Source organism: Microcoleus sp. N3A4 (genome assembly GCF_036701805.1).
Classification (GTDB): domain Bacteria; phylum Cyanobacteriota; class Cyanobacteriia; order Cyanobacteriales; family Microcoleaceae; genus Microcoleus.
Genome location: NZ_JAUBRJ010000082.1, coordinates 22,141 through 35,505, shown reverse-complemented (window position 1 = coordinate 35,505; position 13,365 = coordinate 22,141). Strand labels below are relative to the sequence as shown.

The following is a 13,365-nucleotide window of genomic DNA, read 5'->3' as shown; positions in this document are numbered from 1 at the left end:
TAGGCACAGATATTTTTCCTACACTGAATGTATGATAATCCTTAGTCATTAAAGCCAGAACTGCGGAATGTGGGTTATGTAGCTTGCGTGAGGTAAGCACCTAACAACTCCCATTACCAATTAATACTCATACCTCATCTACCTGAGAAAGGCTATATGTTCATCAGAAAAATGGGTTGAAACCCCGTCCTTTTAGGACGGCTTTACAATTCGCCACGAGTTGTAAGCAAGGAACTTACAGTCCGTGGGCTTTGCGTTTTGGCACAAGCGTTTTCCTGTGTCAAGACTATGTAAGCTAATGCGGAACTCTTTGGTGTCCTCACCACCTACAAAGCACTTTCCATATTTGGAATGTTTGACAATCCCCCCACGTTTCAATCCTTGAGAAATAGAACCACCGTAAGGACGGCGATATCCATCTTTACCAGGATTGAAAACGTGCAATTGCCTGCGATAAATGCGGATTGGCTTACATTCCATCACTATCTTGTTGTTTGGGACAGGAGCGCCACCTACAAGTAAGTAAGCTAACACCCAAGAATCAACGCAATGAGTATTAAAACTACTGGACAGCTTATCTTGAGATTTTTTTAAACCTAGCTCTTGGCGAGTCAGATAAGTATCTTTGTAGCCGTCAAGCAGAGTGACAGGTGCAACTTTCTCCAATTCGGAATAACACCATTGTTTGCCGACTTCAAGCGGGGAGAATGACCTATTCCATTTCTTACAATTTTTTTTGGTTATCGCCTTAATATCTTCAATTCCTATGTGTGATATGGGGTAGATTGCTGCGATAACTTTTACTACTCGAATTTTGAATTGCCAACGTGCTTTAGTGCTAGGAGGAATCCCGCCTCGTTTTCGATTCTGGCGATTCTGTCGATATGGCGTTTTTAGATTACGCCTTGCACGTCGCGCATTGGTACTAGACTCTTCAGCATCTTTCACCCAATCGACAGCATGAAATTGTTGATTTAGGAATGTGTGAACTTTTGACTTAACCGTGTACCCTTCACGCTTACAACCGGGATCGATTCCAATAGCTACGGGTTGTATGTCACGATTAGAAGGCTCAACGTTTAAGCGAACACAAAAAATCCCTTTACGAAAGAATGGTGTAGCTTTCCCCGACTTAATCCAACGCTCCGCTCTGGCGGGTGTTGTTGGCATTAGTGGGCGTTGATTTGAATCGACTACTGGAACAAATTGCATAGTCTAAGTTTGGCGGTAAGCCTAGCTGTATAAATCCCTTCGACATTCAGTAACCAAGAGGTAGCGGATTAGGGAGGCGTCTACTACGTTGTTTGGGATGCCATTCCCAGTTACCTAATTAGGTTTCTCAACCTGTGTCTAGTCCTACTTACGCTTGCTTTCTACCTATGGCTTGGTTTCCAGCAAGCCCCATCCCTTTAGGGTGGGGTTAGTGACCTCCTTGTGTCTGCGAGCAGCTAAGGCTAATTCAAAGCCTGTCTTGAGTTGGTCAGCTTGATCCGAGGCATGGGATGCTTCTCCTCCTTGCCTTGCTTTGAGTTGTAACGGTGTGGCGATCGCAATCCGTTCCTCTTCATAGTCCGTAAGAGCTCGAGCAACAGAAGGAATATCCTGCAAGTTCAGCCCCTTGAGTTTTTTTGTTAAAGCAACAGCATCCTCAAATGCCATAGTAGCCCCCAATCCCAAGGATGGTCGCATCGGGTGAGCGGCATCCCCTAATAAGGTGATTCTCTCTCTATCTCCCCATTGGGATACTGGTTCCCGATCGAACACGCCAGTTTCTACAATGGTGGTAGGGTCAGTTGCTCGAATAACCCTTTCAACAAAGGGAGTCCATTGGTCAAAAACTTGGAGAACCATAGCTAAAACATCGGTACTCTTCTCTGTAGTCGGATGGAGTGCAGTCCCTGTCCAAGCCAGTACCTCGGGTCCTGCATCCATAATCCAAAAATTTTTCTGGTCTCCGACCACCAGTTGAAAACCAGCCCCTTCTGCAAAGGGTTCAGCGAGGGGGGCTAGGATTTGACGGGGCAAGATTCCTCGCCAAGTCATGGTTCCAGTGTACAGAGGCGCACCATCTCCCACGGTAAGACCGCGAACCGCGGAGTGATACCCATCGGCACCAATTAACAGTCGTGCGCCAACATCGGGCTGATTCTCAAAGTGCAAACGTAAGGGAGCCTTGGACGGATCGGCAACCTTAGTGAAGTTGACAAACTTATGGTTTAGGTGAAGGGATACGGTAGGTGGCAGTGTGTTGTGCAATGAGCTTTGTAGGTTATACCACGCGAGCCAAGTAAAGGGAGTACCCGCCAAGGGGGATTCATCAGAAAACAGAACCTCGCCATTGGGTCTCATCAGCAGTTGTCGCTGTGGGTTGGCAGAAGCGGCACGAACTTGGGTAGCGAGATCGGCATTGATGAGAGCCAATGCCTTATACCCGGCTTCGGCCAACCCTAGGGCAGCGCCGATGGGACGTAAAGCTCTAGCTCGTTCAAACACACCTACCGAAAAACCTAAATTGGCTAGCCCATGAGCGGCAGATAGTGCGCCTGGTCCTGCACCAATAATGGCGATATCGAAAGTTGGGGTTTCAGTCATTTTTAGATACGGCTAAAAACAGCAGCGACAAAAGCGATTGCGTTGGGCACTAGCGAAGCTAATCGCGCTTCGTGCGAGATGATGTAGGTTCTGCTTGACAATCATACACTCACGCACTCATTTATAAAAGAGACCTCTTGCAAAAGTATGCGGGCGCGATCGCGACCTGTAACAACCGTGTATAGCAACGATCGCGCGGGGTCAAAGTGCTGTAAATGTAGTAGGATAGTTTTACCCTAAGTTATCACAATCAAGGGAAACTAAAAGTTTTTAGGATTTTATCGAGTCGATATAGAAATCGCCACTGTCGGTTTGGATTAAGATTTAATCTGATAGCTGCACTCTATAATTATGAACTCAATAAAGTTTAAAAGTTGATGTAGGTCAGCTTAAAAAATCTAAAAAAAGTCTACAATAATTGTACATAAATTTTTCCACTCACCTCGTACAATATTTTGGGAGATGTGAAATAAATCAAGGAGGTATTTAAGCTGGATTTAGTATTAAACTCTCAATACAGGCCTTTCGGGATTTTCGGGATTGGGAATTAGACGCTGATTTTTGCAATCTACTAGCAAATCTAAAGTTTCTAACACAGTTTGACCGATTAGCACCATATCGCCTAAAACCATTGCCGCCTCAATTGTCTCGCGCCCTTCCAGTTCAATGATAATAGGCCCAGTCAATCCCACTGTTTCTTGTCTGCCATCAGCATATTTTGCTATTGCCTGACTCCGAATTCTTAAACCGAGCTGCTCTACTACATCCGCAGGTAACGCAGTTCTGACTGCGCCACTATCATCTATTAGTGCTTCTGCTTCGTACACGCGCAACAGATTTGGATTGAGCACTCCTCGACTCACTAAGGCTTCATCAATGGCATTCGTTAGCTTGACTTTGACTCGAACTGCACCCATATTTTTGCTGGCTTGAGTTAGATCGCGATCGAGATTTATCATATCGCCCTCTCTTTTTGTCTAGAAAGTCTACCTTTGATTCTAGCTTGAAATTCCAGCAGCCACCGGTGAAAACCGTGGCTGCAACCGCAGGCAAAATATCTCTAAAGATTACTCATCTTCAGCATAGATAAACCGATACAATTCGCTCGGATCGGGTTCGGGGCTTTTCTCAGCAAAATCTACCGCATCATCAATTACTGCTTGAATCTTATTTTCGATCTCTTTTAATTCTTCAGCAGTTGCCAAAGTTCGATCGATCAAATCAGCAGCCAACTTCTTAATCGGATCGCGGGGGAACCAATATTCCTTCTCTTCCTTAGAACGCAACTCGTCTGGATCTGCCAAAGAATGCCCGCGAAAGCGATAAGTCAAAGCCTCGATCAAAGTCGGCCCTTCGCCGGCGCGAGCGCGAGCAACAGCTTCTTTCGCTACTTCCCGCACCGCCAAAACATCCATCCCGTCAACCTCAAAACCGGCCATGCCAAAAGCATGAGCTTTCTTGTAAATCACCGGGTCAGAAGTAGCTCGCTCGTGGGCCATCCCGATCGCCCATTTGTTGTTTTCCACAACATAAATAATCGGCAACTTCCACAAAGCCGCCATATTCAAACACTCAAAAAACTGACCGTTATTCGCAGCACCGTCGCCAAAAAAACAAGCAGTTACGCCATCGGAACTCTCATCTCCCAAAGCTTCGCGGCGGTACTTCGATTGAAAAGCCGCCCCCGTAGCTACAGGAATCCCCTCAGCCACAAAAGCATAACCGCCCAACAGCCGGTGTTCGGCCGAAAACATATGCATCGAACCGCCGCGGCCCTTCGAGCAACCTGTCTCCTTCCCGAACAACTCCGCCATCACCTCCCGCGCCGGCACGCCCGCGCTCAAAGCGTGAACGTGATCGCGGTAGGTGCTGCTGACGTAATCCGTGTCATCCCGGCGCATCGATCGAATCACCCCAGTAGACACCGCTTCCTGACCGTTGTACAAGTGGACAAAACCAAACATTTTGCCCCGGTAGTACATCTCAGCACACTTGTCTTCAAAGTAGCGCCCCAAGACCATATCCTCGTAGAGCATCAAACCCTCATCCCGAGAAAGGTTGACGCTGTGCGCGTCAAAAACTGGTAAAGTTCGTTCCTGAACCATAAATAATTAATACCCGATCGGCTTCCTAGACATCTAAATTTAAACCGAGATGGGACACAACCGCAGCAGAAAACGATCGCACCTTTTTTGTGCAGCAGTTCACCAATTGTTAAAATGAGTTTGGCAGGCGGGGCGGATTGGCCCGAGTCGGAGAACCAACTCCCATCTAAACCCGATGCAAACGAATGATATAATTCCATTACTCTCAAACCCGAAAATGCTCGAGAGTCACACAACTCATTTAGCTGACGGGCAGTGGGGCTTTTTATTTTCCTCACTGTAAAACGCTGTAGAGGGAAAAAAATCAGAGTATCTCTACGGCAAGTCCAACATACCGTGAATGGGGCGGTTGGAAGCCAACACCAGAATTTTTGATTTGGTTTGCGGGAGTATGTCACTTAAGATAGGCTAATTCAGTTGCTAGCGCTTTGGGGAAGTGGACGTAGTGTTAATTCCACTAGATTACTACCGGATTTTGGGTCTACCGATTCAAGCTACTGCCGAACAGTTGCAGCAGGCTCACCGCGATCGAACTTTACAGCTTCCGCGCAGGGAGTATTCCGAAGTTGCGATCGTCGCCCGCAAACAACTGCTCGATGAAGCCTGCGCCGTTCTGTCAGACTCAGAGGGGCGCAAAGCTTACGATGCCAGTTTTTTAGCCAAAACTTACGATCGAGAGTCGGAAGCCGCACTGGAAGCCAAGCACCAGAGGTCGAAAACCTCAGCAGGTACGGCCACAGTCCTGCAAGACGCAGGAGAAACCGCTCCGGCAGAGTCCAAAGCTTTAGAGGCTGCTCCCGACCCCCACACTCCAAGTATTGAAATCGATGACAACCAATTCGTAGGAGCCCTGCTCGTACTGCAAGAACTGGGGGAATACGAACTCGTACAGAAGCTGGGTCGCCCGTATCTCAACAATGGCAGCATCGCGATCGCCGAAGGCCGCTTCGGCGACCCGCAGCTCGTGCGGCCAGATATAGTTTTAACCGTCAGCCTTGCCTGTCTAGAACTCGGCCGCGAACAGTGGCAGCAAGGTCAGTACGAAAATGCTGCAAATTCATTAGAAGCAGGCCAAGAACTGCTGCTGCGCGAAAGCCTATTTCCAAGCGTGAGGGGTGAAATGCAAGCCGACATATACAAACTCCGTCCGTACAACATTTTAGAGCTACTATCCCTCCCCGAAGAAAAAGTCGCCGAACGTCGCCGGGGACTGCAAATTCTGCGAGAAATGCTCCAAGAACGGGGCGGCATCGACGGCTCGGGAGACGATCGATCGGGTTTAGGAATAGAAGACTTCCTCCGGTTCGTGCAGCAAATGCGTAAACACCTAACCAGCAGCGAGCAGCAGGCTTTATTTGAAGCCGAAGCGGGCCGCCCCTCCGCAGTCGCCACTTATCTCTCGGTCTACACTCTGTTAGCCCAAGGATTTGCCGCCAGACAGCCATCGATGATCCGCCGCGCCAAGCTGATGCTGATGCAGCTCGGCCGCCGCCAAGACGTTCACCTGGAAAAAGCCGTGTGCTCCCTGCTGCTGGGCCAGACAGAAGAAGCCAGCAGAGCCCTCGAACTGAGTTCGGAAAAAGAACCCCTCGCCTTCATTCGCGAACATTCCCAAGATTCTCCAGATTTGTTGCCCGGACTGTGCTTGTACGCCGAACACTGGCTGCAAGAAGAAGTGTTTCCCCACTTCCGCGACTTGGCCAACCAGTCAGTCTCCTTGAAAGATTACTTTGCCGACCCGAAAGTACAAGCTTATCTAGAAGCTTTGCCGCTTGACGCAGAAACCGCCAACGAATGGGTCGTCGTGCAGCCCCGCTCGGGCAAGCCCCAGGGGCGACTGCAACCCGTCGGCGATCGCCTGCCCGCACCCCCACAGCCACCCACAACAGCCAAGCAGGGAGCCAGTACCGTCACCTTGACCCCCGTACCGGCCGACGCCTCCACCGCAGCCGAGAGCCCGAAATACCAGGCAACGGCGACCGCGCCGATCCTTGGCTCCACCGTCTCTCTCCCGACAGCTACGGCGGGACACCCCGCAGACTCAACTTCCAAACAACGCAGGCGCCAACATTCAGCGCGCAGCGGAGCAACCGGCAAGGCGCTAACAGGGGATTTGGTCGATCGGGCCCGCAGCACCGCAGCACAAATTTCCGCCCAAGTCAAGTCCATGCCTCGAAACAGGCTGGCTCTGCTTGTAGTCGCAGGTGTCCTGAGTCTCTTACTCCTGTGGTTGATACTCAGTCTGTTGGCGAGCGCCCTGCAAGCCCTCTCGGGCCCATCCCTCCAAGGAGATCAAGCCCTCATCGGCCTGGAAGCACCGCCCGTAGAAATCCCTGCATTAGCCGCAGCCCCAGAGCCGAGCGCCGCGGCCCCGGTGTCGGGACCAATCACTGAGGAAGCAGCGGAACAAATAGTTCAAGGCTGGCTGTCGGCGAAAGCAGCCGCTTTGGGCCCCAACCACACAGTCGAAGAATTAAAGCAAGTTCTGACAGAACCGGCTTTGTCTCGCTGGCAATTGATGGCAGACGCTCAAGAGCGAAACAACGCGCACCAGCGTTACGTACACAAGCTGCAAGTTAAAGGAGTTAAGGCGAATCCGACTAATCCCGATCGCGCCGAAGTAGAAGCCCAAGTAGCGGAAAAAGCCGAAGTGTTCGATGCCGATCGGCTAGTTTCTTCCCGCAACGAAAACCTGCGCGTGCGCTACGACTTGATCCGCCAAGACGGACAGTGGCGGATTATGGATTGGCAAGTGATTAAGTAGTTTTAAGATGGCCGCGCTTCGTTCGCAACGCTGCGCGGTTTTGAGTTTTAAATCGTAAAATATTAACTCATATCAATTCCGGTTGCACTCCTCCGAAATAGTTGACTGTTGACTGTTGACTGTTGACTGTTGACTGTTAAAAATCTAAAATCGGTTGACTGTTGACTGTTAAAAATCTAAAATCTAAAATCGGTTGACTGTTGACTGTTAAAAATCTAAAATCTAAAATCTAAAATCTAAAATCAGTTGACTGTTGAATCGGGGTCGAAAAACTGAATGGTTGAGTGTTAACTGTTGACTCAATTTTATGATTCCGATGCAACCGGAAACGATATCATAACTCAAAAGTATTTTAATTCCTAAACCGGGAGTTGTGAATTGCAGATTATTGTTGAAGGCTGGCGTTTTATTTATCATTCCTACTGCGTAGCCAATCAATTTCAACTGCTGGAAATGCACGCGCGGCGCAGCTATCCCGTAGGGAATCGCCCGCGAGGAGAAATAAAGCTTTTCCACCGCGATATGCCCTACATTGACGCAGCTTGGGAGACGAAAATTAGTTTGTTCGATCGCCCAAATGAAACATTACTCCGCAGCATTAAGAGCCCTGCGGTAAATCAGTCAGCGGATGTTACCCTGCGAATGTACTGCCCGTGGGACTTCTCGGCCTCCAGCAGCGCTCAAACTTGGGTATTTGCAGCCACAGAATGGGGGATTGTTACCAGTTCAATATTGCAGGCGATGGGTGTTAAGTCGATCGCCCAAACCCCCGTTAACTCAGAAGTAAAAATTATTACACCATCGGCGTGGTCAAAAGCCGGCTTAATTCGCAGCGGAGTTGAGGCCGATCGCATTGCCGTCGTACCTTTGGGAGTCGATCCTCAGATTTATTATCCTGCTGCGGGCGATCGGCGTCAATCACTGCGCCAAAGTTTCGGGTGGTCAAACTATTTTATATTTTTAAACATCGGAGGGCAAACCGATCGCAAAGGCATTCGCCCTTTATTAAAAGCCTTCGCTGCGGTAGTTGACAAATATCCCCATGCGAGATTAGTTTTAAAAGGTTCTGAACTGCTTTATCCGTCGAGAGACGAGATTGCTGAAGCCTGCCGAGTTGTCCTCGACGATGCGGAAAGAGCGAGAGTTTTACCGAGATTAATTTATACTGGTAGCCAGCTATCTTTTGCTCAAATAGCTGAGTTTTACCAAGCAGCAGATGTTTATGTTTCTCCGTATCTTGCAGAAGGTTTTAATCTGCCTGTGTTGGAAGCTGCGGCTTGCGGTTTGCCGATAATTTGTACGGAGGGCGGCCCGACTGATGATTTTACGCGATCTGATTTTGCACAGCGGATCGAAAGTAAATTTAAGGCTGTGGCGATTGACGGAGAAACCTTATTTATCTTAGCTCCTGAGTGGGAACATTTGACTTATTTGATGCAGGGGGCGATCGAACAACCTGCATTAGCTGCGAAAGCTCGGGTTGCGGGCCCGAGTTTTGTAGCTGAGAATTTTACTTGGAGACACGCAGTCGATCGATTGCTTGAGGTTATTGTGGGAGATAAAAATAGCGAGAGGATGGAGAAATTTATTTTTGAGCCAATAATTTTGTAGTTGGCGCGTTTCAATCCCAACATAGGAACTTAGGGTTTTTTCGGCTCTCCTCCACCCAAGTTTTAAATGAATTTTTAAATCGTTTTTATTGCTGATACAATAAGCTTGGGTTAGCGAGATCAGACAAATTTACTCTCACAAATTTATAGAAAATACAGACCTCTGAAAGGAAATCAGAGTGTTCTTATCCCAAGCGTATTGTCTTATATAGCAATCCTCGCATCATTTGTGAATTTCTTACTCCCGAGCGAGCGGCTTCGGGGAGGGTTGGGGTGGGGTAAAAAAATTACGACGGCTGCAAGGATTGCTATAAAGGCATTTTTAATATCGTTTCCGGTTGCATCGGAATGATAGTTCGGACACGGCAGTGCCGTGTCCCTACCCCGATTATTGTAGGGACACGGCACTGCCGTGTCCTGACTGTGGGTAATATTAATTCCGATGCTACCGGAGTTGATATAACGCGGGTTTAATATCATTTAAAAATTAAAGTCCTTACTGCAAAAAACAGCAAGGACTTCAATCCTTCATCCCTGAGTTTTAAGGACTAAAGTCCTTACTAAAGACCTTAAATACTTGCCATCACTTCGCGCGCGGCAGCCAAAGTTCGATCGACATCTTCGTCAGTATGAGCCAAAGAAGTAAATCCAGCCTCAAACTGCGAAGGAGCCAGATAAATTCCGTGTTCCAACATACCCCGGTGAAAGCGGCTGAACTTCGTCAAATCCGATTTCTTCGCATCATCGTAATTGTGAACCGGGCCAGCCGCAAAAAACAAGCCAAACATCCCGCTAATTTGCCCGCCGCAAGCTGCGTGTCCGGCTTCCTTAGCAATTTTTAGCAATCCGTCGGACAGTTTTTTCGTAATTTTATCCAACTGTTCGTAAGTACCGGGTTTTTGCAGCAATTCCAAAGTTTTAATCCCAGCAGTCATCGCCAAAGGATTACCCGAAAGCGTACCCGCTTGATACATCGGCCCAGCAGGAGCCACCATCCCCATAATATCCCGCCGTCCGCCGTAAGCTCCCACCGGCAAACCGCCGCCGATAACTTTACCCAAAGTTGTCAAATCCGGGGTGACGCCGAATCTTTCCTGAGCTCCGCCGTAAGCGATGCGGAAACCGGTCATTACTTCATCAAAAACTAACAAAGCACCGTTATCTTTGGTAATTTCCCGCAAACCTTCGAGAAAACCTGCATCCGGGGTAATAAAACCCGCATTACCTACAACTGGTTCGAGAATTACGCCTGCTATCTCGCCCGGATTTTCGGCAAATAAAGCTTTTACTGCTTCCAAGTCATTGTAGGGAGCGTTGAGGGTGTTGGCGGTAACTGATTTTGGCACGCCCGGGGAGTCGGGAAGGCCGAGGGTGGCGACGCCGGAACCGGCTTTTACCAGGAACATATCGGCGTGCCCGTGGTAGCAGCCTTCAAATTTAATCAGTTTGTCGCGCCCGGTAAACGCTCGCATCAGCCGCAAAACGGCCATGCAGGCTTCGGTGCCGGAATTGACAAATCGCACCATTTCGATGCTGGGAACCGCATCGATGACCATTTCCGCGAGCACGTTTTCCAACAGCGAAGGTGCGCCGAAACTCGTACCTTTTTCTAAGGATTCGTGCAGGGCTTTGATGACTTCCGGGTGGGTGTGGCCGCAGATAGCCGGGCCCCAAGTGCCTACGTAGTCGATGTATTGGTTTTCGTCAACGTCCCAAGCATAGGCTCCTTTGACTCGATCGAATACAATGGGTTGTCCGCCTACGGATTTGAATGCCCTCACGGGGGAACTGACGCCACCGGGCATCAATTTCTGGGCGGCCGCGAATATTTCTTCCGATTTGGTGGTTTTCAAGGTTGTGGAAACCAATGTTTTCTCCTTAGTGAACGTCTGTTGTTGGTAGGATAATTTTATAGCCAGTTCAGGATAAAGGTTAGGTCGATTTAAGGAAACTATGCTAGTAGATTCTAGGGGACAAACGAATAAGTAGCAATACTAGCTTGGGTTTTTCGGGCTTTGTCGCACTAGCACCGTGAAGCGAAGCTATCCCGTAGGGAATAGCCGTAAAGTGTAATATTTTGTAAAATAGTTCTTGACAATTTGTCCATCACTTCCTAAATCTCCTCTCTTCTCTTCCTCTGCGTCCTCTGCGTTCTCTGCGGTTAATAAAAAAAAATCTCCGACAAGAAAGCGTTAATGTATATTACAACGTTCAAATAAAATTATGTCTGCTACTGATTTATCGAGTTTGAGCCGATCGATCCCAATTGAAAAGATTCGTTACGACGATCGAGGTTTGGTACCGGCGATCGTCCAAGATTATTTGGACGGTACGGTGTTGATGATGGCATGGATGAGCCGGGAGTCGCTGCAAAAAACCCTGGAAACCGGCCAAACTTGGTTTTGGAGTCGTTCTCGTTCCCAATTGTGGCCCAAAGGCGCGACTTCGGGACACGTTCAAAATGTCAAAGGGCTGCGTTACGACTGCGATAGCGATGCTTTGCTGGTGACAGTCGAACAAGTCGGAGATATTGCTTGTCACACCGGAGAAAGAAGCTGTTTTCACCAAGTTGACGGAGAAATTGTACCGCCGCCGGGAGATATGCTTTCTCAATTATTTGAGGTAATTTGCGATCGGCGGGACAACCCGAACGAAAGTTCTTATACTTGTAAATTGTTCGAGGGCGGCGACAACAAGATTCTCAAGAAGATTGGCGAAGAGTCGGCGGAAGTTGTGATGGCTTGCAAAGATGACGACAAAGAGGCGATCGCTGGAGAAGTTGCGGATTTATTTTATCACGCTTTGGTTGCTTTGGCTCACCATCAAGTTGATTTGAGGGCGGTTTACCGCAAATTGGGCGATCGGCGAAAATAAATTAGTTATTGGTTATTGGGCATGGGGCATGGGGCATGGGGCATGGGGCATTGGGCATTGGTAGCACCAACAAAAGACTAATGACTAATAACTAATGACTGCTGACTAATGACTAATGACTAATAACTAATGACTGCTATTTTTTAACATTCGATCGAGCTTTTGCAAAATAAAAATAGCCGCGCCCACACTCAAAGCCAAACCCAACCAAAAATTATCCGCCGCCCATTTACCTCTATCCAAAGCCAAACCGCCCAGCGGCGGCCCGATTAAATAGCCGATCGCCCAACACTGAGAATTAACCGCCAAATACACGCCCCGCAAAGACTCCGGCGCTAAATCCACCACCAAAGCCGAAGCAAAAGGCGTATAAGCAACAGTCGCCACCGACAAAAAGCTCAAGCCTAAAACAGCTAACAATAGATTGCCAGTTGCAGCCATTCCCGTCAAGCCGATCGCAATAAATCCCATTCCCCACAGCAGCGCAGAAATCATCAAAGCTTTTGGATGGGAAAACGGCCTCAAAGCTTTAACAACCGGCAGTTGCAAAGCCACAGTTAAAAACGTGCTAAAAGCAAACAAAACGGTAATTGTACCAGTTGAAAAACCCGTTCCCGATGTCCCCACCGCGACAAACTTGCTAAAGTACAGTGGCATTGTGGTTTGGATTTGGGAAATGTATAGAGTGAAAAGAGTATTTACTAAAGCATAAACTAGAAGACTTCGATCGCTCAGCGCCACCATCCAGCCATTTTTCAGATTTTTTTTGCCTCTATCCGCTGGAGTAGCTGGTTTGTAGGTTTCGGCGATCGCGATCGCAACTACCGCAAACAGCACTAAAAACGAGATACCGTCAATAATAAAGAGCGATCGATAATTACCCGTTACCTCAATCAATAAACCCCCCAAAATAATCCCAACTTGCAAACCTAAATTATCAGCCAGCCGCGTCAAAGCAAAAGCCTCCTGTCGCTGTTCGCCCTCGGTTAAATCCGCCACCATCGTCTCGGTTGGAGGCCAATACAAACCCACGCCCAAACCCATCAGTAAATTGCCCGCAACTAAACCAGCAAAATCATTAGCAGCCGCCAGTACAAAAGAAGCCACAGCAGCAATAATTGCCGCCAGCAATAAAGTTCGCCGCCTTCCCCAAAATTTGGAATCGCAAAAAGAACCCCCCAAAACTCTGCCGAATATTCCCGAAACTGAACCGCTACCCAAACCAATCCCAACAGCAGTAGCAGATAAACCGACGCGATCGACAAAAAATATGGGCGCGTAAAATAAAGTAAAACCGGTGCCGCTTTGGGAGAGGAATCTGCCAGCAGCAAGAATCCAGACTTGAGGGGGGAGACGGGGAAACCAAGATGATAATTGAAATTTAGGCATATACATTTAAATTAGGAGTTTGTCATGGACG

At 48.4% G+C, this 13,365-nt stretch carries 9 protein-coding genes and 1 pseudogene; 4 read left to right on the top strand and 6 right to left on the bottom strand.

What is annotated here, in order from left to right:
• Nucleotides 1-192: 192 nt before the first annotated feature.
• On the bottom strand, nucleotides 193-1,212 hold the full coding sequence (locus QUA56_RS31400; protein ID WP_333366316.1) for an RRXRR domain-containing protein: 1,020 nt from the start codon (nucleotides 1,210-1,212) through the stop codon (nucleotides 193-195).
• Between the two features lie 165 nt (nucleotides 1,213-1,377).
• Entirely contained in the window at nucleotides 1,378-2,592 is a 1,215-nt protein-coding gene (locus QUA56_RS31395) for an NAD(P)/FAD-dependent oxidoreductase (protein ID WP_333366313.1), read from the bottom strand.
• A 260-nt stretch (nucleotides 2,593-2,852) separates the two neighbouring features.
• On the opposite strand from QUA56_RS31395, the pseudogene QUA56_RS31390 reads away from it, so the two are divergent.
• Nucleotides 2,853-2,963 (top strand): annotated as a pseudogene (locus QUA56_RS31390) (IS5/IS1182 family transposase); the annotation flags it as partial.
• Between the two features lie 132 nt (nucleotides 2,964-3,095).
• Here the strand turns inward: QUA56_RS31390 and QUA56_RS31385 are convergent.
• Both QUA56_RS31385 and pdhA read right to left on the bottom strand, forming a co-directional pair.
• On the bottom strand, nucleotides 3,096-3,551 hold the full coding sequence (locus QUA56_RS31385) for a clan AA aspartic protease (RefSeq protein WP_333366310.1): 456 nt from the start codon (nucleotides 3,549-3,551) through the stop codon (nucleotides 3,096-3,098).
• A gap of 108 nt (nucleotides 3,552-3,659) precedes the next feature.
• The gene (pdhA, locus tag QUA56_RS31380) at nucleotides 3,660-4,697 is read right to left on the bottom strand and encodes a pyruvate dehydrogenase (acetyl-transferring) E1 component subunit alpha (RefSeq protein ID WP_333366307.1); all 1,038 of its coding nucleotides are present in this window, start codon (nucleotides 4,695-4,697) and stop codon (nucleotides 3,660-3,662) included.
• A 445-nt stretch (nucleotides 4,698-5,142) separates the two neighbouring features.
• On the opposite strand from pdhA, the gene QUA56_RS31375 reads away from it, so the two are divergent.
• Nucleotides 5,143-7,461: an IMS domain-containing protein gene (locus QUA56_RS31375; RefSeq protein WP_333366304.1), complete on the top strand. Its 2,319-nt coding sequence runs from the start codon at nucleotides 5,143-5,145 to the stop codon at nucleotides 7,459-7,461.
• Nucleotides 7,462-7,839: 378 nt separating this feature from the next.
• Nucleotides 7,840-9,072, top strand: a complete 1,233-nt coding sequence (locus QUA56_RS31370; RefSeq protein ID WP_333366300.1) for a glycosyltransferase family 4 protein — start codon at nucleotides 7,840-7,842, stop codon at nucleotides 9,070-9,072.
• 568 nt (nucleotides 9,073-9,640) lie between these two features.
• On the opposite strand, the gene hemL is transcribed toward QUA56_RS31370, so the two are convergent.
• A complete protein-coding gene (gene hemL / locus QUA56_RS31365) occupies nucleotides 9,641-10,939 on the bottom strand; it encodes a glutamate-1-semialdehyde 2,1-aminomutase (RefSeq protein WP_333366296.1) in 1,299 nt (432 codons plus the stop codon).
• A gap of 355 nt (nucleotides 10,940-11,294) precedes the next feature.
• On the opposite strand from hemL, the gene hisIE reads away from it, so the two are divergent.
• A complete protein-coding gene (gene hisIE / locus QUA56_RS31360; protein WP_333366293.1) occupies nucleotides 11,295-11,945 on the top strand; it encodes a bifunctional phosphoribosyl-AMP cyclohydrolase/phosphoribosyl-ATP diphosphatase HisIE in 651 nt (216 codons plus the stop codon).
• A 126-nt stretch (nucleotides 11,946-12,071) separates the two neighbouring features.
• Here the strand turns inward: hisIE and QUA56_RS31355 are convergent, their stop codons facing one another.
• Nucleotides 12,072-13,334 carry an MFS transporter gene (locus tag QUA56_RS31355; RefSeq protein ID WP_333366290.1) on the bottom strand — a complete coding sequence of 421 codons (1,263 nt, stop codon included), beginning with the start codon at nucleotides 13,332-13,334 and terminating at the stop codon, nucleotides 12,072-12,074.
• Between the last annotated feature and the right edge of the window lie 31 nt (nucleotides 13,335-13,365).